Genomic DNA, 24,717 nt, shown 5'->3' on the forward strand with positions numbered 1-24,717 from the left:
TCCAGCGGTCCGCCCGCGGCCGCCTGCTGCCCGGGCTCACCGCCACCGGCCACGACGCCTGGCGGGCCGGACCGCTGGACCCGGACGACATCGCCCACCTCCGCGCCGTCGCGGCCGCCCTGCCCCACGAGGGTCACGCGGTCCCGCTGCCCGGCCCCGGCCCGCTCCGGCTGCCCGAACCGGAAGCCCTGATGCGCTCCTTCCTGGACGCGGTCGCCGACACCCTGCCCCGCACCCCCGCCGCACCGTTCGCCTCCGGCAAGCCCTTCGCGGCCCGCGCACCGCAGCGGCTGCCCCATGCCCACGACTGGGCCGCGGAGGTCGCCGCCGGCATGGACGCGGGCGTGCGGATCTCGCTCCGCCTGGACCTGTCGGCGTACAACCTGTTCAACGCCGACGCCGACGGTGCGCGCAGTGCGGGCGCCGCGATCGTCCAGGTGCACAGCCTCGCCGACCCGACCCTCGTGGCCGACGCTGCGGCCCTGTGGGCGGGGGACGCCGACGCCGTCTTCGGACCACGCGCACGCGTCGACGCGGCCCTCGCGGTGCGGCGCGCCGCCCGGGTGTGGCCGCCCCTGGACCGGCTCTCCGAGCAGGACGTACCCGATGTACTGGCCCTGTCCGACGAGGAGTTGGGCGACCTTCTCGGTGTGGCGGCGCCCCGGCTCGCGGCAGCCGGGGTCGCGGTGCACTGGCCGCGGGACCTGGCGCAGGACCTCACCGCGGCCGCGGTGGTACGACCCGCGCCGGGCTCGGCGACCGACGGCACCGGCTTCTTCGAGAGCGAGGAACTCCTCCAGTTCCGCTGGCAGTTGGCGCTCGGCGGCGACCCGCTCAGCGAGGCCGAGATGGACGCGCTGGCCGAGGCCCACCGCCCCGTCGTTCGCCTCAGGGACCAGTGGGTGCTGGTCGACCCCGCCCTCGTCCGCAAGGCCCGCAAGCGTGAACTGGGCCTGCTCGACCCGGTCGACGCGCTGTCCGTCGCCCTCAGCGGCAGCGCCGAGGTCGACGGCGAGACCGTGCAGGCGGTCCCGGTCGGCGCGCTCGCCGCCCTGCGCGACCGCCTGACGACCGGAGTCCACCCCGCCGAACCACCCGCGGGCCTGCACGCCACGCTCCGCGACTACCAACTCCGCGGCCTGGCCTGGCTGGACCTCATGACCTCCCTGGGCCTCGGCGGCTGCCTCGCCGACGACATGGGCCTCGGCAAGACGATCACCGTCATCGCCCTGCACCTGCGCCGGGCGCACCGCGAGCCGACCCTCGTCGTCTGCCCGGCCTCGCTCCTGGGCAACTGGCAGCGGGAGATCACCCGGTTCGCGCCCGGCGTCCCGGTCCGCCGCTTCCACGGCACGGACCGCAGCCTGGACGACCTCGACGGCGGCTTCGTCCTCACCACGTACGGCACCATGCGGGCGGCGGCGACGAGGCTGGCCGAGCAGCGCTGGGGCATGGTCGTGGCGGACGAAGCCCAGCACGTGAAGAACCCGTACTCGGCGACAGCGAAGGCCCTGCGCACCATCCCCTCGCCCGCGCGCGTGGCCCTGACCGGCACCCCGGTCGAAAACAACCTGTCCGAACTGTGGGCACTGCTCGACTGGACGACCCCCGGACTCCTCGGTCCCCTGAAGTCCTTCCGCGCCCGGCACGCGCGCGCGGTGGAGAACGGCGAGGACGAGGAGGCGGTGACCAGGCTGGCGAGGCTGGTGCGGCCCTTCCTCCTGCGCCGCAAGAAGTCCGACCCCGGCATCGTCCCCGAGCTGCCGCCCAAGACGGAGACGGACCATCCGGTCCCCCTCACGCGCGAACAGGCCTCGCTGTACGAGGCGGTGGTGCGCGAGTCGATGCTGGCGATCGAGACGGCGCAGGGCATCGCGCGCAGGGGCCTGGTGCTGAAGTTGCTGGGGGCGCTGAAGCAGATCTGCGACCACCCCGCGCTGTATCTGAAGGAGGAGGTCCCGCCGACGGCCGGCGAGCGGCTGGTCGCCCGCTCGGGCAAACTGGCGCTGCTGGACGAGCTGTTGGACACCCTGCTGGCCGAGGACGGCTCCGCGCTCGTCTTCACGCAGTACGTGGGGATGGCCCGTCTGATCACCGCCCACCTCGCCGCCCGCGCGGTCCCGGTGGACCTGTTGCACGGCGGTACGCCGGTGCCGGAGCGCGAGCGCATGGTGGACCGCTTCCAGAGCGGCGCGATTCCGGTCCTCGTCCTGTCGTTGCGGGCGGCGGGCACCGGCCTCAACCTGACTCGCGCGGGCCATGTCGTCCACTTCGACCGCTGGTGGAACCCGGCCGTCGAGGAACAGGCCACCGACCGCGCCTATCGCATCGGCCAGACCCAGCCCGTCCAGGTCCACCGCCTCATCACCGAGGGCACCGTGGAGGACCGCATCGCCGAGATGCTGGAGTCCAAGCGCGCCCTCGCCGACGCGATCCTCGGCTCCGGCGAGTCGGCCCTCACGGAACTCACCGACCGCGACCTGTCCGACCTGGTCTCCCTCCGGAGGCCGTCATGAGTCCCGGCCCCGCCGACGAGGCCCGCCGTGCCCTGCGGGCGGCGAGGGAGCAGGCGAGCCGGGAGGCGACGGGGGATGCGAGCGGGCAGCCGGTCACCGGGACGGACGACGGGGAAGCGCAGGAGGCCGGCGGGTCTGCGGCGCAGGGCACGGGGGGTCTCGCTGTCGAGGGGGTCGGTGGTTCCGCGGTGCGGGGCGCGGGTGGCCCTGGGGGCGAAGGGGTCGACGGTCCTGCGGCGCGGGGCACGGGGGGCCGTGCTGTCGAGGGGGTCGGTGGTTCCGCGGTGCGGGGCGCGGGTGGCCCTGGGGGCGAAGGGGTCGACGGTCCTGCGGCGCGGGGCACGGGGGGCCGTGCTGTCGAGGGGGTCGGTGGCTCCGCGGTGCGGGGCGCCGGAGGCCCTGGGGGCGAAGGGACCGACGGTCCTGCGGCGAAGGACGCCGGAGGCCTCGTGACCGCAGGGGCGGACCGCTCGGCGGACGAGAGCGCGGCTCACCGGGCGAACGCGGATGCCGAGGAGCCGGGTACATCTGGCGGACAGGATACGGAGGGCGCCGCGCCCGAGAGCGGCGTGCCCGACTCGGCCCCGCCCGAGCCCGAGTCCCGGCCAGGTGACGCGGCCCGCGCGGCCCTACGAGGAGCCGTCGCGGCGCGGCGTGCCCCGAGTGCGGGTACGGACGCCGACTCAGACCGGCTTGACGCAGGTGCCTCCTCCGCGGCTACCGCCGGCTCCCCGGATGGGGAGACGCATCAAGTCGCCGAGCCGGCCCCGCCTGTCCCGGCTGTCCACGACGCCGCATCCGGGCCTCCCGAGGCGCGCCCTGCGGATGCCGCCCGCGAAGCGCTGCGTGCGGCACGCAAGAGGCGGGAAGCCGCAGCGACCGCCGAGGCCGCACTCGCGGGTCGGCCGCGTCGTACCGCCCCCGCCGCATCCCGGGACCGGAGCAAGGCACCGCTTCCAGCCGCCGGTGCCCGGGCGCGTGACGTACGGGAGTTGCTGGCCGACGCGTTCCGGATGCCCGACGACGTGGACCTGCCGGGGGAGGACCCCGAGGACAACGACGGTGTGCGGCAGGGGAGTTCCGTTCCGCTGCCACCCGCAGCCGACGACAGCTCTCCGAGCACCGACGACCGAATCGGCACGACCCCGTCGGAGCCGCTTGGCGACACCCCCACGGACACCGGCGGTGACCAGAGCCGGCTCCTCCCGCAACCCGCAGCCGCGCCCACCCCGGCCTCCCCGCACCGCCCCCACTCCATGGCCGCCCCCAACCGGGACAGCGACCTGCGTCGCACCTTCCCCGCCTTCCCTCCCCGCACGTCCGATGACGCCCGCTTCGCCGCCACCTGGTGGGGCAACGCCTGGGTCTCCGCGCTGGAGGAGGGTGCGCTGGACGCCAAACGGCTGGCGCGGGGCCGGAGTTATGCCGAGCAGGGGAATGTGGACGCGATCACCGTGACGCCGGGCCTGGTGCTCGCCTATGTGCAGGGGAGCCGTCCCCGTCCGTACCGCGTGCAGGTGCGGTTGCGGACGCTCGGTGATGCCGACTGGGACCGGTTCCTGGACCTCGCCGCCGATCGGACCGGACACATCGCCGCACTCCTCGACAGGGAGATGCCTCAGGCGCTGGCCGAGTGCGGAGTGCCGTTGCTCCCCGGTCCGGGCGATCTCGAACCGCAGTGCAGCTGCCCCGACCGAGGTCACCCCTGCAAGCACGCCGCCGCCCTCTGCTACCAGACGGCACGCCTGCTCGACGCCGATCCCTTCGTCCTGCTTTTGCTGCGCGGCCGGGGCGAACGGGAACTGCTCGACGCCCTGTCCCGCCTCAGCGCCGCCCGCGCGGCCCGTGCCGCCCAGGCACAGGAACCGGTGCCACTGCCCGGCGTACGGGCCGCTGAAGTCCTCGCGCCCCGCCGACTCCCGCCGCTTCCGGCCCCGTTGCCGGCCCCCGCGCACCCCGAGCAGCCCCCGGCCTACCCCGCGTCGCCGGGCGGCCCCGACCCCTTCGCCCTGGACCAGCTGGCCACCGACGCCGCCGCCCGCGCCCACGCTCTGCTCGGCACCGGTCGCGACCCGGTGGGCGAACTCACCCTGTGGCAGGACGCGGTACGCCTCGCCGCCGCCCGCCCCGGTTCCGGCCTCACCGCCGGCACCCGGGCCCTCTACGCCTCCCTCGCCGCCGCCACCGACCGCACCCCGGCCGACCTGGCCCGCGCGGTCGCCGCCTGGAGACAGGGCGGGATCGAAGGACTCGCGGTCCTCGAAGAACCCTGGGACCCCCCGGCCGGTCGCTTCGACCGCGCCCGCCCCCTCCTCCTCGCCGCCGATCTCCCCGCCTTCCGACCCTGGCACAACCACCTCACCCATCCCCGCGGCCACATCCAACTCCGCCTCGGCCGCGACGGCCTGTGGTACGCCTACGAGTCCGAACCGGGGCACGACGACTGGTGGCCCCGCGGCACCCCCGACCTGGACCCGGTCGGCGCCCTCACGGGCCTGGGCACCCCGACCGACCTCTGACCCGCCCGCCCCCTTGTCCCAGGCCGCCCGCGCCGACCGGTCAGCCTCATGCCCGTACCGCCTCACCCGTACCGCCTTCGCCCCTTCCCGCCCGTCGGTCGGTGCCCTCACCGTCCCACCCGACCGCATCCGGGCCCGGTGCCGTCTCTCCGCTCCCGCCGTCCCGCACCCGGTGAAGGCCGTGTGAGAGTGCGGCGGTGATGTTCGGGAGCCAGGTGTGGGGTGCAGGGGCCCAGGGTCCGAAACGTAAGAAAAGGCGGTTAGCGTGGGGGCCGTGAGTGAGACGAAGACCCCCGCCCTCCAGTACCGCTTCGACGGCCCGGAAGACGCCCCGGTCCTCATCCTGGGGCCGTCGCTGGGGACCACCTGGCACATGTGGGACCGCCAGGTGCCCGACCTGGTCAAGCAGTGGCGCATCTTCCGGTTCGACCTGCCGGGGCACGGCGGCGCGCCCGCCTACCCGGCGGGCTCGGTCCGCGATCTCACCGACCGGCTGCTCGCCACGCTCGACCAGTTCGGTGTGCAGCGCTTCGGCTACGCGGGCTGCGCCCTGGGCGGCGCGGTCGGCATGGAGCTGGCCCTGCGCCACCCGGAGCGGCTCGCTTCGCTCGCGCTGATCGCCGCCTCGCCCCGCTTCGGCTCGGCCGACGAGTTCCGCCAGCGCGGGGTGATCGTACGGACGAACGGGCTCGATCCCATCGCCCGCACCTCGCCCGAGCGCTGGTTCACCTCCGGGTTCGCCGCCGCTCAGCCCGCGATCACCGAGTGGGCCGTGCAGATGGTGCGCACCACCGACCCGGGCTGCTACATCGCGGCCTGCGAGGCGCTCGCCGCGTTCGACGTGCGGGCCGATCTCGCGCGGGTCGGGGTGCCGACCCTCGTCCTAGTCGGCTCCGACGACCAGGTCACCGGCCCCGCCGAGGCCCGCACCCTGGTCGCGGGCATTCCGGACGCCCGGCTCGCCGTCGTGCCCGGCGCCTCCCACCTGGTGCCGGTCGAGCAACCCGCGGCCGTCACCGACCTGCTGGTCAGACACTTCTCCACCGCCTGGCAGCCCGCCTTCGACTCGGCGACCGGCCAGACCGCGATCCCCGCGTCCCCGCTCAAACCGGTCCTGACGACCCCGCCGTTGCAACCGGTGGCGATCGCCGAGATCGCCCCGGCCGCCCCCGTCCCGCAGTCGGGGACCCGTCCCGACCCGTACGACGCCGGCATCAAGGTGCGCCGTGAGGTGCTCGGCGACGCGCACGTCGACCGGGCGCTCGCGCAGGCCGACGAGTTCTCCGGTGACTTCCAGGAGTTCATCACCCGCTATGCCTGGGGCGAGATCTGGGACCGGCCGGGCCTCGACCGCCGCTCGCGGAGCTGCGTCACCCTCACCGCGCTGGTCGCGGGCGGACATCTGGACGAGCTCGCTTTCCACACCCGCGCCGCCCTGCGCAACGGCCTCACCCCGTCCGAGATCAAGGAGGTGCTCCTCCAGGCGGCCGTGTACTGCGGTGTTCCGGCGGCCAACAGCGCGTTCAAGGTGGCCCAGCAGGTGATCCGCGAGGAGACCACCCCCACCGAGTGAGCCGGGCGCTTCGCCTGGGGGCAGGATGGACCCATGAAGCTCACGAAGATGTCGCACTCCTGTGTCCGTCTGGAGAAGGACGGACAGACTCTCGTCCTCGACCCCGGGGCCTTCAGCGAGGAGGACGCCGCCCTCGGCGCGGACGCGATCCTCGTCACGCACGAACACCTCGACCACTTCAGCGAGGAGCGGCTGCGGACGGCCCTGGACGCCAACCCGGCCGCGGAGATCTGGACGCTGAAGTCGGTCGCCGAGAAGCTCTCGACCGCTTTCCCGGGCCGCGTGCACACCGTCGGCCACGGTGACACCTTCACCGCCGCCGGTTTCGACGTACAGGTCCACGGCGAACTGCACGCAGTGATCCACCCGGACATCCCGCGCATCACCAACGTCGGCTACCTCGTCGACGGCGGCCGGATCTTCCACCCGGGCGACGCCCTCACCGTCCCCGACCACGCCGTCGAGACGCTGATGCTTCCCGTCATGGCCCCCTGGAGCAAGATCTCCGAGGTCATCGACTACGTCCGTGAGGTCAAGCCCCAGCGCGCCTACGACATCCACGACGCCCTTCTCACGGACCTCGCCCGCCCGGTCTACGACAACCAGATCGGCGCACTCGGCGGCGCGGAGCACCTGCGGCTGCAGCCGAGGGAGAGCACCGCACTCTGAGTGTCAGTGCCGCCCGGTAGGTTGTGGGACATGCGCATCGCGACCTGGAACGTCAACTCGATCACCGCCCGTCTCCCGAGGCTGCTGGCCTGGCTGGAGAGCACCGGCACCGACGTGCTGTGCCTCCAGGAAGCCAAGATCGCCGAGGAGCAGTTCCCGTTCGACCAGCTTCGCGAGGCGGGCTACGAGGCGGCGGTACACGCGACCGGCCGGTGGAACGGCGTGGCGGTGATCTCCCGAGTGGGCATCGAGGACGTCGTCAAGGGCCTGGCGGGCGACCCGGGCTACGACGGCGCCCCGGAGCCCCGTGCCATCTCCGCGACCTGCGGCCCCGTCCGCGTCTGGTCGGTCTACGTGCCGAACGGCCGCGAGGTCGACCACCCGCACTACGCCTACAAGCTCCAGTGGTTCGAGGCCCTCAGGGCCGCCGTGGCGGGTGACGCCGCGGGCAGCCGCCCCTTCGCGGTCCTGGGCGACTACAACGTGGCGCCGACGGACGACGACGTCTACGACGTGGCCGCCTTCGAGGGCCTCACCCACGTCACCCCGGCCGAGCGCGCGGCCCTCGCCTCCCTGCGCGAGGCGGGCCTGTCGGACGTGGTCCCGCGGCCCCTCAAGTACGACCACCCGTTCACGTACTGGGACTACCGCCAGCTCTGCTTCCCCAAGAACCGCGGCATGCGCATCGACCTGGTGTACGGCAACGAGCCCTTCGCGAAGGCCGTCACCGACGCGTACGTCGACCGTGAGGAGCGCAAGGGCAAGGGCGCGTCCGATCACGCGCCGGTGGTAGTGGACCTGGACGTCTAGACGTCACGACAGAGCTCACAGCGGGGCCGGGTCCACCGACCCCGCGAGCGCGGCGAAGCCCTCGTTTCTCGAGTACAGAGGGACGAAAGGCGCATGGTGATGCCAACGGGACATCGGTGGCACGTCGACGCACCCTGCGCGGAGTTGGTGCGAAGTCGGCCGGGAACGAGGGCCCGCGCGCCTGTGGTGCATGCGGCCGGGTGAGTGACACGCTGGGCGTATGAAGATCCCTTTTCTGGGCGGCCGGAGTGAGAAGCCCGGGACCCGCGACCCCGAGGGCATCGCCGAACTTCTCTCCGAGTGCGAGCTCCTGCGCTCCCACGCGGCCCGTTCAGGTGTCCGACTGGACGACACGGCGGCCTCGTTGGAGGCGCTCGATCAGCTGGTGCCGGGTTGGCGCGACGACGAGGAGATCCTGCTCTGGCTCGGTAACGACGCCGGGCTCTACCTGGGCACGGTCATCGTGCGGACCGTCCCCGGAGCGACCTGGGATCTGCGCTCGGACGGCCAGCCCGTGATCCGGCTGGAATCAGGCCGGGAGTTCGACGTCGTGGCCTCCGGGCACGAGTGGGCCGCGAGCGGGGTGCCCGAGCTGTCCCAGCTCTACGCGGAGGTCGCCGAGGAGTGAAACCATGGCCGTAAGTACGGCGTAAATACGGCTTATGACCGAAAAGTGCGTGTCGTTCCTCAAGTGCGATCTTGCCTCGATAAGTTGCGGCAACCACGACACAGCTGAGAGTGGGTAGGGCTGGGTATGGCCGTCGTCGATCCGCTGATCGAACTGCGTGACGTCAACAAGTACTACGGGGAGCTGCATGTCCTGCAGGACATCAACCTCACCGTCGGCAAGGGGGAGGTGGTCGTGGTCATCGGCCCTTCGGGGTCGGGCAAGTCCACGCTCTGCAGGACGATCAACCGCCTGGAGACCATCAAGTCCGGTTCCATCACGCTCGACGGGCAGCCGCTGCCCGAGGAGGGCAAGGCCCTCGCGAACCTCCGTGCCGAGGTCGGCATGGTCTTCCAGGCCTTCAATCTGTTCGCCCACAAGACGGTCCTGCAGAACGTCTCGCTGGCCCAGGTCAAGGTCCGGAGGCGCAAGAAGGAGCAGGCCGACCGTCGCTCCCGCGAACTCCTCGACCGGGTGGGTCTCGCCGACCAGGCCGACAAGTACCCGGCCCAGCTCTCCGGCGGCCAGCAACAGCGCGTGGCCATCGCCCGTGCCCTCGCCATGGAGCCCAAGGCCCTGCTCTTCGACGAGCCCACCTCGGCCCTCGACCCGGAGATGATCAACGAGGTGCTGGAGGTCATGCGCCAACTGGCCCAGGAGGGCATGACCATGGTCGTCGTCACCCACGAGATGGGCTTCGCACGCTCGGCCGCCAACCGCGTGGTGTTCATGGCCGACGGCCGTATCGTCGAGGACCGGGCCCCCGACGACTTCTTCACCAACCCCGACAGCGAGCGCGCCAGGGACTTCCTCTCCAAGATCCTCAAACACTGAGAGGAGCGCGGCCATGTCCCTGAACCTCGACTACCATGGTCCGTTCATCCCCACGGTGATGGCGACCGAGCCCCCAGGGCCGCTGCTGCCGGGTCGAGGGTCCCCCCACGGCTCTTGAACCGCAGGGGGCGGCAGTCACAGAGCCATACCCGCCCGGCGCCGGCCGGAGATCACTGCTCGCGCAGCGGAATCGACACGTACGACGGGTCGTTCGACGGCGAGGAGAAGGTCAGCTGGGCGCCGGACGGGTTGTGCTCGATGTAGAGCGGGTCGACCGTGTCGACCACCAGGGCCAGCCGGTGCCCTGCCGGGACGTCGTAGGCCGTGGAGAACAGCTCCAGGTCGACGCCGAACGGCTTCCCGGGTGTCTGCCCATGGAAGGTGTAGGGCGCGTTGGAGACCAGCTTGCCGAGGCCGAGCGGCCCCACGTCGTAGAGGTAGGCGACGAGGGTGCCGCTCTCCTTGGTGGGCGTCACCGTGGTGTGCAACTTGGCGGTGCCGCGCACCTGTTGGGCGGTCGTGTACTTCTCCGACTGCCATACGGCGGCCCAGCGGCGGGGGAGTAGGGGGATCGAGGCGACCGGGGGAACCTGGGCGATCTGGTCGAGGATGCTGGAGAGGAAGACGATCCCGCCGTCGGCGCCCGAGTCGACGTTGGTGTGGATCGTGGTCGTGCCCGAGAGGGCGATCTTCTTGCGGGTCGCGCCGACCGACTTCCAGTCCGGGTAGCCCTCGTAGCCGCCCGCGGAACGGGACTTGAGCCGGACCGGCTCCTCGCGGTTGATCCCGTTGTCCGCGCCCTTGAGGTAGTGGTCGAACCAGCGCTCGGTGTCGGTCCACACGTCGTTGGGCAGGCCGAACAGCCCGGTCAGCTCGGCGGTGGCGTGGTCGCCGGGGCGGAACTCCAGTCTCTTCGGGCCGGTCAGCTTCTCGTAGAAGTCCGCGTACTGGTTGGGCGCGAAGACCGTGTCGCCCCACGCGTTGGCCAGCATGACCGCCGCGCCGTTCTGGTTGAGCTGGTCCACATATGTGGCGGCCGAACGTTTCTTCCCCCAATCGATCATCTCCTGTTCCTTCGACAGGTTCGACGCGTAGAGGTTGTCGAAGATCTGCCGGATTTCGGCGCTCTGGCGGCCGGTGACGAGGCTCGCGCCGTCCAGCAGGGCCGCGGCCTGGACGTGCTGAGTACGGCCCGAGTAGATCGAGTCGATCAGGTCGGCCCAGCCACTGAGAGACGCAACCGCCTTGATGCGCTTGTCCTTTGCGGCGGCGAGCAGGCTGATGCCGGCGCCGTAGGAGACGCCCGCCATGCCGATGTGCCCCTCGTCCGCGGGGGTGTTGGCGAGCGCCCAGTCGATGACCTTGGACGCGTCGGCGGTGTCGGGAGGGCCCGCCACTTCTATCTCCCCGCCGGACTGCCAGAAGCCGCGGACGTTGTAACTGACGACGACATAGCCGGAGTTCGCGAGCTTCTGGGCCTGTGCGAGGTACTCGACCTGCGGCAGACCCCAGCTCGTGGGCAGGACGAGCAGCGGGTAGCGCCGGGTGCCGTCGGCTCCGGCGGGTGTGATGACGTTCGCCTTGAGGACCGTGCCGCCGTCGCCGGTGATGTCCACGAAGCGGACGGCGTCCGCCGCCTGGGCGGTGGGGGCGAGTCCGAGGGCGCTACCGGCGATCAGAGTCGCGGAGACGGCGCCCACGGTGGTCGTACGCAGGGCCTTGCGAGGGTGTCCCACGGGTCACTCCCTACTCGTGTCACTGCAAAGTGACCCGACGGTAACCTCGCCGCTTTACCGGAGGTAACCCGTCGGTAAGTTACGTGGGAGTAACGATTGTTGTGGTGTGAATCAATTCAGGAGGCGCGGTGGGAGTTGCGTGGAGCGGCGGCCGCCGGAAGGGGGGTCTTGGCCTCCCGTGTCACGTCCGCGACCAGCTCCACGACATCCGGCCCGTAGGCCCCGGAGTTGACCACCTTCAGCAGCAGCGCGAAGGTGCTGTCGCCGTACTTGCGGGTCAACCGCTCCTGGTTGCGGGCCAGATAGCGGGTCGCCGCCTGGTTGGTGATCGCGGTCTGGCCGCAGAAGAGGAAGACCGGCCGGGCGCCGTTGCTCTGGTCGACGGTGAGCCGGGCGAGAAGCGCGTACTCGGACGTGCCGACCTCCACCCGGTAGCGCTCGGTGCCGATCTGGAAGGCGCCGCGGTCTGGCGTCGGCTCGGCGTCCACGTTCACCCGGACACCGGGCAGCAGGGACGAAAGGTGCGCGGCCATACGGCGGTTCGAGGCCGGTCCGCCCACACAGAACTCGGTGCGCTCGCCGAAGCCCTGCCGTGCCGCGTCGTGCGGGAGGACCTGGGCGTGTGCGTTGCAGTCCTTGATGAGCGCGGCGAGCTCCAGGAGGGCGAACACGTCGTAGCGCATCACCGCGAGGTCCGGGCCGCTCGCGCCGCGGTTCACGACCAGGAGCGACTCGGAGTTGTCCGGCAGCCCGAAGAAGGCCTGCTTGCGGCGGAGCTTCCGCTTCCACAGATACGTCCGGGCGAGCCAGCCGAGCGCGGCACTGATGCCGGCCGCCAGCACTCCCAGGACGATATTGCGCACGTCGTCAGTCATGTGCGCGCATGGTAGCGGGCCTACACGGTTGGTACGTACCGGTGTTCGAAGTGTGGCATTCGCATGACACCTGACCCGAAGAGGGCTGTCGGGGCCCCCGTGATGTGGTTACGCTGCGCGGACGGTCCTGGCCTGGAGGTACGGATGCGTCGCCCTGTCGCACGGAAACTGTCGGTCCTGGCGGTCTCGGCCGCTGTGGTGTCGGTGGGGGCGGCGGCGCCCCCGCAAGCCACCTCGACACCCGAGAAAGTACCCGTCGCCGTCGGCTACGGCGGCGCCGTCTCCAGCGTCGACGCGGACGCGTCCGCCGCGGGCATCGAGGTCCTGAGGAACGGCGGCAACGCGGTCGACGCGGCCGTCGCCACCGCCGCCGCGCTCGGCGTCACCGAGCCGTACTCCTCCGGCATCGGCGGGGGCGGCTACTTCGTCTACTACGACGCCAAGTCCCGCAAGGTCCACACGATCGACGGCCGCGAGACGGCACCGCTGAGCGCCGACTCCGACCTCTTCGTCGAGAACGGCAAGCCCCTCGCCTTCGCCGACGCCGTCAGCAGCGGACTGAGCGTCGGCACCCCGGGCACGCCTGCCACCTGGGCCACCGCGTTGGACCAGTGGGGCAGCAGATCGCTCGGCAACGTCCTCAAGCCCGCCGAGCGGATCGCCCGTCAGGGCTTCGTCGTCGACGACACCTTCCGCTCGCAGACCGCGTCCAACGAGACACGGTTCCGCTACTTCCCGGACACGGCGCAGCTGTTCCTTCCGGGCGGACAGCTGCCGGCCGTGGGCTCCACCTTCAAGAACCCCGATCTCGCGCGCACCTACGCCGAGTTGGGCCGCAAGGGTGTCGGCGCGATCTACCACGGCGACCTCGGTGACGACATCGTCGACACCGTGAACAACCCGCCCGTGGACCCGGCCTCAGGGTGGAACGCGCGGCCGGGGGACCTGTCCGAGAAGGACCTCGCGGCCTACCGGGCCAAGCTCCAGAAGCCGACCAGCACCTCGTACCGGGGGCTCGGCGTCTACTCCATCGCGCCCTCCTCCTCCGGCGGCACGACGGTCGGTGAGGCCCTCAACATCCTGGAGAACACCGACCTCTCGAAGGCCAGTGAGGTCCAGTACCTGCACCACTACATCGAGGCCAGCCGGATCGCCTTCGCCGACCGGGGACGCTGGGTCGGCGACCCCGCCTTCGAGGACGTACCGACGCAGGGGCTGCTGTCGCAGCGGTTCGCCGACTCGCGGGCCTGTCTGATCAAGGACGACGCGGTGCTCACGAGTCCTCTGGCCCCGGGGGACCCGCGCGATCCCGCGGCCTGCTCGGGCGGGGGTACGGCGGCTCCGACGACGTACGAGGGCGAGAACACCACGCATCTGACGGTGGCCGACAGGTGGGGGAACGTCGTCGCCTACACGCTGACCATCGAGCAGACCGGTGGCAGCGCGATCACCGTGCCCGGGCGTGGGTTCATCCTCAACAACGAGCTGACGGACTTCTCCTTCGCTCCCGCCAACCCGGCTGTTCACGACCCGAACCTGCCCGGCCCCGGCAAGCGGCCGCGGTCCTCGATCTCACCGACGATCGTGCTCGACCGGCACAACAGGCCCGTCGTGGCGCTGGGTTCGCCCGGTGGGGCGACCATCATCACCACCGTGCTGCAGGTGCTGACCGAGTTCGTGGACCGTGGACTGCCGCTCGTGGACGCGATCGCCGCGCCTCGGGCGAGTCAGCGCAATGCCGCGCAGACCGAGCTGGAACCGGCGCTGTACAGCAGCGGGGTGCGGTCCCAGTTGGAGGCGATCGGGCACTCGTTCAAGCTGAATCCGGAGATCGGGGCGGCGACAGGGGTACAGCGGCTGCCGGGCGGGAAGTGGCTGGCGGCCGCTGAGACCGTTCGCCGGGGTGGGGGGTCCGCGCAAGTGGTGCACCCCGCGCCGTAGTACCTACGCGGTCACCTTGAACGTCAAGCCGCCTGCTTCCGCTTCCACCGTCACCCGGCCGCCGTCCGTGATCCTGCCGTCCAGGAGGAGGCGCGACAGTTGGTTGTCCACCTCCCGCTGGATCGTGCGGCGCAGCGGCCGGGCACCGTACTCCGGCTGGTAGCCGCGTTCCGCCAGCCAGTCCACCGCCCGGTCGGTGAACTCGACGGTGACGCCCTGGGCGTGCAGCAGGCGGCGGGTCCGCTCCAGCAACAGCTTGGTGATCTCCCGTAGTTGATCGGTCGTCAGCTGGCGGAAGACGACGATCTCGTCGATGCGGTTCAGGAACTCGGGGCGGAAGTGCTCGCGAAGAGGGCGCAGGATCCGCTCTCGGCGGGCCTCCTCGTCCGAGTCCGCTCCACCCGGCCCGAAGCCGATGCCCGCGCCCCTGCGGGTGATCGCCTCCGAGCCCAGGTTGCTCGTCATCACGATGACGGTGTTGGTGAAGTCGACCGTGCGCCCCTGGGAGTCGGTCAGCCGTCCGTCGTCCAGGACCTGGAGGAGGATGTTGAACACGTCCGGGTGGGCCTTTTCCACCTCGTCCAGGAGCAGCAGCGAATAGGGGTGCCTGCGGACCACCTCGGTGAGCTGGCCCGCCTCCTCGTGGCCGACGTATCCGGGCGGGGCACCCACCAGACGGCTGACCGTGTGCCGTTCCTGGTACTCACTCATGTCCAGCCGAACCATGCGCTCCTCGCTGCCGAACAGGGACTCGGCGAGGGCGCGGGCCAGTTCGGTCTTGCCGACGCCCGTCGGGCCGAGGAAGAGGAAGCTGCCGATCGGGCGGTCCGGGCTCGCGAGGCCCGCGCGGGAGCGCAGCACGGCGTCCGAGACGACCCGTACGGCCTCGTCCTGGCCGACCACCCGCTCGTGCAGGTGCTGCTCCAGGCCGAGCAGCCGGTCCTTCTCCTCCTCGGTGAGGCTGCTGACCGGGATGCCCGTCAGCCGGGACACCACCTCGGCGATGGCCTCCGCGGTGACCTCCAGGTGCTGGCCCTCGTCGGCCTCGTCGTGCCCGGTGGCCTCGCCGATCCGCTGCTTCAGCTCCACGATGCGGTCGCGCAGTTGGGTGGCCTGCTCGTACTGCTCGTCGGCGACCGCCTGGTCCTTGTCCCGGGTCAGCTGCTCGACCTCGCGCTCCAGGGCCCGTACGTCCGTGCCCTTGGTCCGCGCGCGAAGGCGTACCCGCGCCCCCGCCTGGTCGATGAGGTCGATCGCCTTGTCCGGCAGACGGCGGTCGGGGAGATAGCGGTCCGACAGCTCCACGGCGGCCACCAGTGCCTCGTCGGTGTAGCGGACCTGGTGGTGGGCCTCGTAGCGGTCGCGCAGCCCGCGCAGGATCTCGATCGCGTCCGCCGCGGTGGGCTCCGGCACCAGGATCGGCTGGAAGCGGCGGGCCAGGGCCGCGTCCTTCTCGATCCTGCGGAACTCCTCCAGCGTGGTCGCGCCCACGATGTGCAGCTCACCGCGGGCCAGGGCGGGCTTGAGGATGTTGCCGGCGTCCAGCGAGCCGCCCTCGCCGCCCCCGCCCGCGCCGACGACCGTGTGCAGCTCGTCGATGAAGACGATCAGCCGGTCGGAGTTGTCGCGGATCTCGCCCACGATGTTCGTCAGGCGCTCCTCGAAGTCACCCCGGTATCGGGTGCCGGCCACCACCCCGGTCAGGTCGAGGGCGAAGACCCGGCGCCCGGTCAGCACGTCGGGCACGTCCCCGTCGACGATCCGCTGGGCCAGGCCCTCCACGATGGCGGTCTTGCCGACGCCCGCGTCACCGATGAGCACCGGGTTGTTCTTGCCGCGCCGGGACAGCACTTCGATGGTCTGCTCGATCTCCTCGTCCCGTCCGATCACCGGGTCGATACGGCCCTCGCGGGCCAGGTCGGTGAGATCGCGGCCGTACTTGTCGAGCGTGGGCGTGCCCGTGCTGCGCGGTGCCTCGCCGCGGGGCTGTCCGGAATCCGGGGCCGTCTCGGGAGGCAGACCGGTGGAGGCGAACCGGGCCGAGTTCAGGATGTGCCCGGCGGCCGAGTCGGGGTTCGCGGCCAGGGCGCTCAGGACGTGCTCCGGGCCGATGTAACCGGCGCCCCGGGCCCGGGCCAGGTCGTGGGCGTCCAGCAGGGCCCGCTTGGCGGCCGGGGTGAGGGACAGCGAGGTGGGCGGAGGGGCCTCTTCCGGCTGGTGCTGGACGGGGCCGGAACGTTCGTCGATCTCCGAGGCGAGCGAGTCGGGATCGGCGCCGGCCCGGCTCAGCAGGGTGCGGGTCGGCTCGGCGGTGAGCGCGGCGCGCAGCAGGTGCTGGGTGTCCAGATCCCGGCTGCCGTGCTCGGCGGCGTACTGGGCGGCGCCCCGCACCAGCTCCCGGGCCGGCTGGCTCAGCAGCTGGCCGATGTTGATCTGCCGGGGGCCGGGACGCGGTCCGCCGAAGAAACGGGCGAGAAACTCTCCGAAGGCGTCGTAGCCTTCCGGTCCGCTGAATCCGCTGGTCATGGCGTTCCCATCCGGCATCCCCATGGGCGTCCCCCCGGGCCGAGCCCGTTCGAGGACTGGAAGAGGGCCGGGGATGCCCTCGCTGATCGACGTGCGGGGCCGGGTAACCCGGGTGTCAGCCGGTTACACCTTCGCACGGATGGGGGAGTGGGGCACTTTCAGCGCTCCGCGGTGGGGAATCGGCGGGCAGGGCGGCTTCTCGTCCCGGTACCGCTCGTCGGGTGCGGCCGCGCCACACGAGGCCCTCCGGCCGTGCTCCCGGACCGGCGGGAGCACGGCCGGAGGCGGTGCCGAGACGTGTGGCAGGTCGTCGTCGACGTCGGTGCCGTCATCACCGCAGCCGCGCGTGATCCGGTTCGGCACGGTGCGAGAACGTCAGCCGCCGCGCCTCGCCCAGCGTGAGTTGACCCGGCTCCGCCGAGTGCGTGCCGGTCTCGTACGTCCTCCGGCCGCCCCTGAAGAGGACCTCGCCCTGGGACGCGGGCCGACTCAGCGTGCCGTCAGGACGCGTGGGCCGGCGTCCGTGATCGCCACGGTGTGCTCGGTGTGTGCCGCCCGCGAACCGTCGTTGGTCTTCAGCGTCCAGCCGTCCGGCGCGGCGTGGTACTCGTCCGTGCCGCCGGCGATGAGCATCGGCTCGATCGCGAGCACCATGCCGTGCCGGAGCGCGAGGCCCCGCCCCGGGCGCCCTTCGTTCGGCACCGGAGGGTCCTCGTGCATACGGTGGCCGATGCCGTGTCCGCCGAAGTCGTCCATGATGCCGTAGCCGCCGCCCCGGCACACCGTGCCGATCGCGTGCGCGATGTCCCCGATGCGGTTGCCCACGACGGCCGCCGCGATCCCGGCCGCCAGCGCCTGTTCCGCGGCCTCGATCAGCCGGACGTCGGCGGGGCGCGGCCTGCCGACCGTGAAGCTGATCGCCGAATCACCGGCCCAGCCGCCGAGTTGGGCACCGCAGTCGATCGAGACGAGGTCGCCGTCGCGGAGCCGGTAGCCGGTGGGGATGCCGTGCACGATCGCGTCGTTCACGGAGGCGCAGATGACGGCGGGGAAGGGGGTATTGGCGAAGGTCGGCCGATAGCCGAGGAAGGGCGAGGTCGCCCCGGCCTCCCGCAGCACCTCACGTGCCACCTCGTCCAGCTCCAACAGGGAAACACCCACGTCAGCGGCCTTTTGTACGGCGGTCAGGGCGCGCCCGACCACCTGTCCCGCCTCGTACATGGACTCGATCGATGTGTCTGTCTTCAGCTCCACCATGCCAATTACTATACCGGTATTAGAATGGTGGGCATGGTGCGCACCCCTCTCACTCCCGAAGAACACGCACGCGGCGAGCGGCTCGGCCGGCTGCTGCGCGAAGCCCGTGGCGGCCGCAGCATGGCGGAGGTCGCGATGAGCGCCGGAATCTCCCCGGAGACCCTCCGGAAGATCGAGACCGGGCGGGCTCCCACCCCGGCCTTCTTCACGGTGGCGGCGATTGCCCGGGCCCTCGGGCTCTCCATGGACGAGCTGGCCGGACTGTGCGAGTTGGCGGGCGTGTGACGGGAGTTCGCTCACCGGGCCGGGAGCGTGTCAGGAGACTCCTGCTGCTGCTTCGCAAACTGCCTGTAGCCCGTTCGTAACACTGCTGGTGTTGCCTTACGGACCGGAGTGCTCCGGTCTAACGGGAGTTGAGCGATGGCAGTGGATCAACTCCCGGGGCGGCTGCGGGAGTTCGTGGCCTACCTGGACGGCTTGCTCGCGCGTCTGGATCAGGGCGGCGGCTGGTGCGCGGTGTTCTGGCAGCGCGATCCGGACGGTATGCAAGCCTGCCTCGACGGCCGCGAAGTGCCGCCCTGGGACGTGGTCGAGTCGCTCCTGCAGGACCTCGCCGCGGCGTACGGCCCCGATAGGGCCCACGTCGAGGCGGAGCGGGCCCGCCCCCTGCACGCCGCCGCCCAGGCCGCCCACGACGCCCGCCCCGGCGGCCGGGACGCCCTCGGTGACCGTTTCGACGTCATGCTCCGCGAACAGCGCTACGCCGCGGAACGGCAGGCCGAGTTGGGCCGCCTGCTCGCCAGGGCCACCACCCAGGAGGAGGCCGACGCCATCCGCCTGGACCTCGCCTGGGCCCGCGACGACCACGAACGCGCGGTCCGACGCTGCGCCGAACTCCAGTCCCGGATGGCCGAGTTGGACGGCCGCTCGATGGGCGGCCGGGGCCGGGCGATCCGGCGGGGGCAGATCGCGGACGGTGGAGTGTTCCGGGGGACGTTCGAGGACGTGGATGACGCGCCCGGGGACAGCGGGCCTGTGCCCGGGCGCGGTGGGAGCGGCGGGCTTGCCGACGGCTACGGGGGCTACGGCGGCGATGTCGCCGGGGGCGGGGTGGGCGTCGGCGGTTACGGCGGTGAGGTCGCTGAGGATGGCGGGCGTGGGCTGGGCGGTGCCGGGGGCGGCGGGCGCGTAGCCGGTGACTCCGGAGCCAGGAGCCGTGAGGCCGGCCACTACGGGGATGCGGCGAGCGGATTCGGCGACCACGAGTCGGGCGTCCGCGCGGCCGACGGCCGAGGCGCCGAGTTCCCGAACATGCCCCAGCAACGAGATGCCACGTCGACCACAGGTACTGGAGCGACCCACGGCGGACACGCCGACCAGTCGCCGGGCTCCTCCGAAGCGGCCCGCGCAGGGCACGCCCCGCAATGGTCGACTCCCGCTGGTGCGACCCGTCCGGGACGCACCCCGCAGGGCTCGGGCTCTGTCGATGCGGCGCGACCCGGAGGTACCCCGCAGTGGTCGGGCTCTGCCGATGCGGTGCGACCGGGAGGTACCCCGGAGTGGTCGGCCTCTGTCGATGCGGCCCGTCCGGGGCGCGCCCCGCAGGGCTCGGGCTCTGCCGATGCCGCGCGACCGGGAGGTGCCCCGCAGTGGTCGGATTCTGCCGATGTGGCGCGACCCGGGCGCACCCCGCAGGGCTCGGGCTCCCCCGATGCGGCGCGACCGGGAGGTGCCCCGCAGTGGTCGGGCTCTGCCGATGCGGCACGTCCGGGGCGCGCCCCGCAGTGGTCCGGCCCCGCCGATGCGGCCGCTCGGGGGTACAGCCCCCACCCCGCCGGTGCCGCCGACGCGACCCGCCCCGGCCCGCACCAGCACAGCCAGGCCGACGCACCCCCCTCGACGTACGCCCCGTATGAGCAGGCCTCGCCCGCGGTCACCCGCCCCGGCCGCACACCCCAGCCCGACGCCGAGGCCTCACGACAGCCGGCCCCCGCCGCCCAACCGCCGGAGGCCCCCGCGCCCACGGCCAAGCGCAAGCGCCGCCGTGGCAGTGCCCGTTTCGCCGGTATGGCCGAGGAGGGCGGCGCCCCCGTCGCCGTACCCCCGGCAGCCGTGTCCGAGCTGCCCACCGGGCCCGTGCCGAAGGGGCGGACCCCGCGCGGGGCCCGTTTCGCCGGGGCCGCGGAGGCGTCGGAGGAGCGGTCGGACCAGCGGGCCGAGGCGTTGGACGCGGCCGCTCGGAGGGAGACCGCCGACACCATCGCGACGCTGACGCGGCTGCGCGCGGAGGGACGCACCGGGGAGGCGCACGCGCTGCTCGCCGAGATCGCGCACTGGCCCGCCGACCGTTTCCCGCTGCTCGCCGCCGAGCTTCAGCGCGCCGGGCTCCGCGCCGACTGGGCGACCCTGCTGTGGGAGGCCGCCTCGCTGCCCGCCGACCGGCTGGTGGCAGCGGCCGACGCGCTGGTCGCGGCCGGGCGCAGCGCGGACGGGGAACAGGTGCTCCGGCAGGGCGTCGCACGGCCCGCGGGTGAGATCGGCACCGCCGTGCTCGGGCTGGTCGCCGAGGGCCGTCGTCGTGAGGTCTCCGCGCTTCTCGACGCCTACGTCCGGGTCCGCACCCCCGAGGAGGCCGCCCGCAGCGCCGAGCCCGGCCCGCAGACGCTCGTACCGCTCCTGCTGGCCGCCGCGCGAGGCGTCTCGGACGAGCGGCACTGGGATCTGATCCACGCCCTGCGGGTCGCCGGATTCTCCGCCTGACAGGTCCCCCACAACCCACTGACCGGCCACGTCGCTCCTCCACTGGAGTGTGAAACGTGATCGACTTCGCGGGTTAACGACGATGGTCTTGGCAAGCCTCTCCAGGAGGCTTACGTTCGTCCCTCTACGGCTACATCTACGGGCGTAGAGGCTCTGACGTCCCGCCGAAGGAGCAGCTCATGGCCAACGTCGTACGTGCCGCTCTGGTCCAGGCCACCTGGACCGGCGACACCGAGTCCATGGTGGCGAAACACGAGGAGCACGCCCGCGAGGCGGCCCGACAGGGCGCGAAGATCATCGGGTTCCAGGAAGTGTTCAACGCCCCCTACTTCTGCCAGGTCCAGGAACCGGAGCACTACCGCTGGGCCGAGCCGGTGCCCGACGGCCCCACCACCAGTCGTATGCAGGCACTCGCCCGCGAGACCGGCATGGTGATCGTCGTGCCGGTGTTCGAGGTCGAGCAGTCCGGCTTCTACTACAACACCGCGGTCGTGATCGACGCCGACGGCACCGTCCTCGGCAAGTACCGCAAGCACCACATCCCGCAGGTCAAGGGCTTCTGGGAGAAGTACTACTTCAAGCCCGGCAACCTCGGCTGGCCGGTCTTCGACACCGCCGTCGGCAAGGTCGGCGTCTACATCTGCTACGACCGCCACTTCCCGGAGGGCTGGCGTCAGCTGGGCCTGAACGGCGCCCAGCTCGTCTACAACCCGTCCGCCACGCACCGGGGACTCTCCTCCCACCTGTGGCGCCTGGAACAGCCCGCGGCCGCGGTCGCCAACGAGTACTTCGTCGCCGCCATCAACCGGGTCGGCGTCGAGGAGTACGGCGACAACGACTTCTACGGGACGTCGTACTTCGTCGACCCGCGTGGCCAGTTCGTCGGGGACGCGGCGAGCGACAAGGAGGAGGAACTGGTCGTCCGCGACCTGGACTTCGACCTCGTCGAAGAGGTGCGGCAGCAGTGGGCGTTCTACCGCGACCGCCGCCCCGACGCCTACGAAGGGCTGGTGCAGCCGTGACCGAGGACCTGCTCGGACGTCACCGTGCCGTCCTGCCCGACTGGCTCGCCCTCTACTACGAGGACCCGCTGGAGATCACACACGGCGAGGGCCGTCACGTGTGGGACGCCGAGGGCAACAAGTACCTCGACTTCTTCGGCGGCATCCTGACCACGATGACCGCGCACGCCCTGCCCGAGATCACCAAGGCGGTGAGCGAACAGGCCGGGCGGATCATCCACTCCTCGACCCTGTACCTGAACCGGCCGATGGTCGAACTGGCCGAGCGCATCGCCCAGTTGTCCGGCATTCCGGACGCCCGGGTCTTCTTCACCACTTCCGGCACCGAGGCCAACGACACCGCCCTGCTGCTCGCCACCACCTACCGGCGCAGCAACACGATCCTGGCGATGCGCAACAGCTACCACGGCCGCTCCTTCAGCGCGGTCGGCATCACCGGCAACCGCGGCTGGTCACCCACCTCACTGTCCCCGCTCCAGACGCTGTACGTCCACGGAGGCGTGCGCACCCGCGGTCCGTACGCCTCCCTCGGCGACGACGACTTCATCGCGGCCTGCGTCGACGACCTCAAGGACCTGCTCGGCCACACCCGCCCGCCCGCCGCCCTGATCGCCGAGCCGATCCAGGGTGTCGGCGGCTTCACCTCCCCGCCCGACGGCCTCTACGCCGCCTTCCGCGAGGTGCTGAACGAGCGCGGCATCCTGTGGATCGCCGACGAGGTGCAGACCGGCTGGGGCCGCACCGGCGACCACTTCTGGGGCTGGCAGGCGCACGACCGGTCGGGTCCTCCGGACATCCTCACCTTCGCCAAGGGCATCGGCAACGGCATGTCCATCGGCGGGGTGGTGGCCCGCGCCGAGATCATGAACTGCCTGGACTCCAACAGCATTTCGACGTTCGGCGGCACCCAGATCACCATGGCGGCCGGCCTCGCGAACCTGACGTACCTCCTGGAACACGATCTGCAGGGCAACGCCCGGCGCGTCGGCGGGCTGCTCATCGAGCGGCTGCGGGCCGTCGGGGCGGAGATTCCGGGCGTACGGGAGGTGCGTGGGCGTGGGCTCATGCTCGGCGTCGAGCTGGTGAAACCCGGCACGGACGAGGCCGACCCGCAGGCCGCGTCCGCCGTCCTTGAGGCGGCCCGCGCCGAGGGGCTGCTGCTCGGCAAGGGTGGCGGGCACAACACCAGCGCCCTGCGGATCGCCCCGCCGCTGTCCCTGACCGTCGCGGAGGCCGAAGAAGGCGCCGCGATCCTCGAACACGCTCTGAGGAGCACCATCCAGTAGGCCCACAGCAAGGGAACACCGTCATGAGCACCACCTTGGAGCCCCTGGAGTCCTTGGCGCCGACCCTGTCGGTCCGTCAGGTCCTCATGCTGGAAAGGGTCCTCGCCGGGGAGCCCGAGGTGGTGGCCGGCGCCGGTCAGCTCGACCGGGCGGTGCGCTGGGTGCACGTGGCGGAGGCCGCAGATGTCGGCGTGATGCTCAGCGGCGGCGAGATGGTGCTCACCACCGGAGTGCTGCTCGCCGGTGACGACGACAAGCAGGCCGAGTACATCCGGTCCCTGCACCGCGCGGAGGCCTCGGCCGTGGTCCTCGGACTCGGCCGCGCCTTCCCGACCCCGCCGGACGTGATGCGCAGGGCCGCCGAGCGGTGCGGGCTGCCCATGGTCGTCCTCCACCGGCCCTTCCCCTTCGCGGAGCTCACGGAGGAGGTCCAAGCCCGTTTGGTACGGCGGAAGTTCGCCGCCGTCAGCATGTCCGAGGCCGTGCGCACATCCCTCACCGGACTCATCACCGCGGGTGCCCCGCTCCAGCGGATGCTGGACGAGATCGCCCACCACAGCGGCTGCCCCGTCGTCGTCACCAACCTCGCCCACCGCGTCCTCGCCACCGCGGGGGAGCGCTCCGCGGTGGACGACGTGCTGCGCGACTGGGAACGCATCGCCCGCCAGGCCGGCGGCAGCGAGGGCGACGGCTGGATCCGAGCCGAACTCGGCGGACGCGGGGAGCGCTGGGGGCAGATCATGCTGTGCGGCTACCGGGGTGACACCGCCACCGGACGCCTCCTGGCCGACCGGGCCGCCGAATCCCTCGTCCTGCACCGCATGCTCGGCGGCACCTCCGCCCACACCTGGGAGGAGCAGTCCGCGCAGAGCCTGCTGACCGACCTGGTCAGCGGGGTCGTACCGGCGAGGCAGCTGCTGCCCCGTGCGCGGGCGGCCGGACTGCCCGTCAACCGGCGCACCTTCGTCCCGCTCGTCGTGCGGGACGGCGATCCGGCCGAACTCGACCGGGTGCTAAGACTGTTGGGCCTGCCCGGCATCGTCGCCGAGCTCGCCGACGGGGCCACCGCCGTACTGCTGAGCCTGGCCCGGGACCAGGACGCCACGGTGCTCACGGCGAACTTCGCGGCCCGGCTGTCGGGGACGGTCGTGTCGGCGGCGGATCCCAGGACCGCCTGGGACGACGTGCCCGCCGGTATGCGAGAGGCCCGGCATGTCGCGGACGCCGTCGCCTCGGGAGCACTCGACCTCCCGGCCGTCGTCCGCCTCAAGGACGTCCATCTGCGTGGTCTGGTCAGGCTGTTGCGCGACGACCCGCACGTCCAGTCCTTCGCCGAACGCGAGCTGGACGGGCTGCTGTGCGGGGCGGGAGAAGATCTGCTGGCGGTGCTGCGCACCTACCTCGGCACCGGCCGCAACAAGTCGCGCACGGCCCAGCTCCACCATGTCTCCCGCCCCGCGCTCTATCGGCGGCTGGAAGCGATACAGGGCCGGCTGGGCGTCGACCTGGACGATTTCGAGCAGGCCGCCTCGGTGCACATCGCGCTCCTCGCGCACGACGCGCAACAGAGCTGAAACATGCCACGACATGGGAAAACGGCGGTGAAACATGGGCTCACGACAGGGTGACACCGTGGCACGCCCAAGGCCCGCAGACGTGACACCGTGCAACTCAAAGCAAGTTTTCGGACTTCCTAGTCTTCTCGCACACCGAGCGACCGGAGGTC

17 protein-coding genes are annotated in these 24,717 nt (G+C 71.8%); 13 read left to right on the top strand and 4 right to left on the bottom strand.

Annotated features, from left to right (window positions below; translation table 11 throughout):
* The 7 genes from BFN33_RS13650 to BFN33_RS13680 form a co-directional block, all read left to right on the top strand.
* A partial coding sequence (locus BFN33_RS13650; protein WP_069760286.1) for a DEAD/DEAH box helicase occupies positions 1–2,516 on the top strand: 2,516 nt, incomplete at its 5' end.
* A 1,013-nt stretch (positions 2,517–3,529) separates the two neighbouring features.
* Positions 3,530–5,035, top strand: a complete 1,506-nt coding sequence (locus BFN33_RS13655) for an SWIM zinc finger family protein (RefSeq protein WP_370743283.1) — start codon at positions 3,530–3,532, stop codon at positions 5,033–5,035.
* Positions 5,036–5,309: 274 nt separating this feature from the next.
* Entirely contained in the window at positions 5,310–6,608 is a 1,299-nt protein-coding gene (gene pcaC / locus BFN33_RS13660; RefSeq protein WP_069760288.1) for a 4-carboxymuconolactone decarboxylase, read from the top strand.
* A 33-nt stretch (positions 6,609–6,641) separates the two neighbouring features.
* Positions 6,642–7,277, top strand: coding sequence for an MBL fold metallo-hydrolase (locus BFN33_RS13665; protein WP_069760289.1), 636 nt, complete (start codon positions 6,642–6,644; stop codon positions 7,275–7,277).
* 30 nt (positions 7,278–7,307) lie between these two features.
* Positions 7,308–8,087 (top strand): exodeoxyribonuclease III, encoded by a 780-nt coding sequence (locus BFN33_RS13670; RefSeq protein WP_069760290.1) that lies wholly within the window; start codon positions 7,308–7,310, stop codon positions 8,085–8,087.
* 220 nt (positions 8,088–8,307) lie between these two features.
* A complete protein-coding gene (locus BFN33_RS13675) occupies positions 8,308–8,715 on the top strand; it encodes a DUF6278 family protein (RefSeq protein WP_069760291.1) in 408 nt (135 codons plus the stop codon).
* A 126-nt stretch (positions 8,716–8,841) separates the two neighbouring features.
* Positions 8,842–9,588, top strand: a complete 747-nt coding sequence (locus BFN33_RS13680; RefSeq protein ID WP_069760292.1) for an amino acid ABC transporter ATP-binding protein — start codon at positions 8,842–8,844, stop codon at positions 9,586–9,588.
* A 170-nt stretch (positions 9,589–9,758) separates the two neighbouring features.
* Here BFN33_RS13680 and BFN33_RS13685 read toward each other — a convergent pair whose 3' ends face one another.
* Both BFN33_RS13685 and BFN33_RS13690 read right to left on the bottom strand, forming a co-directional pair.
* The gene (locus tag BFN33_RS13685) at positions 9,759–11,324 is read right to left on the bottom strand and encodes a CocE/NonD family hydrolase (protein WP_069760293.1); all 1,566 of its coding nucleotides are present in this window, start codon (positions 11,322–11,324) and stop codon (positions 9,759–9,761) included.
* Positions 11,325–11,440: 116 nt separating this feature from the next.
* Positions 11,441–12,199, bottom strand: a complete 759-nt coding sequence (locus BFN33_RS13690; RefSeq protein WP_176742380.1) for a hypothetical protein — start codon at positions 12,197–12,199, stop codon at positions 11,441–11,443.
* A gap of 144 nt (positions 12,200–12,343) precedes the next feature.
* On the opposite strand from BFN33_RS13690, the gene ggt reads away from it, so the two are divergent.
* Entirely contained in the window at positions 12,344–14,140 is a 1,797-nt protein-coding gene (gene ggt / locus BFN33_RS13695; RefSeq protein WP_176742381.1) for a gamma-glutamyltransferase, read from the top strand.
* A gap of 3 nt (positions 14,141–14,143) precedes the next feature.
* On the opposite strand, the gene BFN33_RS13700 is transcribed toward ggt, so the two are convergent.
* Together BFN33_RS13700 and map are read right to left on the bottom strand one after the other, a co-directional pair.
* A complete protein-coding gene (locus BFN33_RS13700) occupies positions 14,144–16,666 on the bottom strand; it encodes an ATP-dependent Clp protease ATP-binding subunit (protein ID WP_069760295.1) in 2,523 nt (840 codons plus the stop codon).
* 489 nt (positions 16,667–17,155) lie between these two features.
* Positions 17,156–17,923: a type I methionyl aminopeptidase gene (map, locus tag BFN33_RS13710; protein WP_069760297.1), complete on the bottom strand. Its 768-nt coding sequence runs from the start codon at positions 17,921–17,923 to the stop codon at positions 17,156–17,158.
* A 33-nt stretch (positions 17,924–17,956) separates the two neighbouring features.
* Here map and BFN33_RS13715 point away from each other — a divergent pair, with 33 nt between their 5' ends.
* The 5 genes from BFN33_RS13715 (at position 17,957) to BFN33_RS13735 (ending at position 24,565) form a co-directional block, all read left to right on the top strand.
* Complete coding sequence (locus tag BFN33_RS13715; RefSeq protein WP_069760723.1) at positions 17,957–18,208, top strand: helix-turn-helix domain-containing protein; 252 nt, start codon at positions 17,957–17,959, stop codon at positions 18,206–18,208.
* A 135-nt stretch (positions 18,209–18,343) separates the two neighbouring features.
* On the top strand, positions 18,344–20,683 hold the full coding sequence (locus BFN33_RS13720) for a hypothetical protein (protein WP_069760298.1): 2,340 nt from the start codon (positions 18,344–18,346) through the stop codon (positions 20,681–20,683).
* Positions 20,684–20,862: 179 nt separating this feature from the next.
* Positions 20,863–21,705: a nitrilase-related carbon-nitrogen hydrolase gene (locus BFN33_RS13725; RefSeq protein ID WP_069760299.1), complete on the top strand. Its 843-nt coding sequence runs from the start codon at positions 20,863–20,865 to the stop codon at positions 21,703–21,705.
* Positions 21,702–22,991 carry an aspartate aminotransferase family protein gene (locus BFN33_RS13730; protein WP_069760300.1) on the top strand — a complete coding sequence of 430 codons (1,290 nt, stop codon included), beginning with the start codon at positions 21,702–21,704 and terminating at the stop codon, positions 22,989–22,991. The genes BFN33_RS13725 and BFN33_RS13730 overlap by 4 nt, the downstream gene beginning before the upstream one ends.
* Before the next feature lie 23 nt (positions 22,992–23,014).
* Positions 23,015–24,565, top strand: a complete 1,551-nt coding sequence (locus BFN33_RS13735) for a PucR family transcriptional regulator (RefSeq protein WP_069760301.1) — start codon at positions 23,015–23,017, stop codon at positions 24,563–24,565.
* The last annotated feature ends 152 nt before the right edge of the window (positions 24,566–24,717 follow it).

Origin of the sequence: Streptomyces sp. LUP47B (assembly GCF_001746295.1) — a bacterium.
GTDB lineage: Bacteria > Actinomycetota > Actinomycetes > Streptomycetales > Streptomycetaceae > Streptomyces.

Bases quoted from the DNA above. Each gene is read 5' to 3' on its own strand.
- BFN33_RS13655 (WP_370743283.1), top strand. From the start codon at position 3,530: ATGCCCGACGACGTGGACCTGCCGGGGGAGGACCCCGAGGACAACGAC.
- BFN33_RS13665 (WP_069760289.1), top strand. From the start codon at position 6,642: ATGAAGCTCACGAAGATGTCGCACTCCTGTGTCCGTCTGGAGAAGGAC.
- BFN33_RS13670 (WP_069760290.1), top strand. From the start codon at position 7,308: ATGCGCATCGCGACCTGGAACGTCAACTCGATCACCGCCCGTCTCCCG.
- BFN33_RS13675 (WP_069760291.1), top strand. From the start codon at position 8,308: ATGAAGATCCCTTTTCTGGGCGGCCGGAGTGAGAAGCCCGGGACCCGC.
- BFN33_RS13680 (WP_069760292.1), top strand. From the start codon at position 8,842: ATGGCCGTCGTCGATCCGCTGATCGAACTGCGTGACGTCAACAAGTAC.
- BFN33_RS13690 (WP_176742380.1), bottom strand. From the start codon at position 12,199: ATGACTGACGACGTGCGCAATATCGTCCTGGGAGTGCTGGCGGCCGGC.
- ggt (WP_176742381.1), top strand. From the start codon at position 12,344: ATGCGTCGCCCTGTCGCACGGAAACTGTCGGTCCTGGCGGTCTCGGCC.
- BFN33_RS13700 (WP_069760295.1), bottom strand. From the start codon at position 16,666: ATGACCAGCGGATTCAGCGGACCGGAAGGCTACGACGCCTTCGGAGAG.
- map (WP_069760297.1), bottom strand. From the start codon at position 17,923: ATGGTGGAGCTGAAGACAGACACATCGATCGAGTCCATGTACGAGGCG.
- BFN33_RS13715 (WP_069760723.1), top strand. From the start codon at position 17,957: ATGGTGCGCACCCCTCTCACTCCCGAAGAACACGCACGCGGCGAGCGG.
- BFN33_RS13720 (WP_069760298.1), top strand. From the start codon at position 18,344: ATGGCAGTGGATCAACTCCCGGGGCGGCTGCGGGAGTTCGTGGCCTAC.
- BFN33_RS13725 (WP_069760299.1), top strand. From the start codon at position 20,863: ATGGCCAACGTCGTACGTGCCGCTCTGGTCCAGGCCACCTGGACCGGC.
- BFN33_RS13735 (WP_069760301.1), top strand. From the start codon at position 23,015: ATGAGCACCACCTTGGAGCCCCTGGAGTCCTTGGCGCCGACCCTGTCG.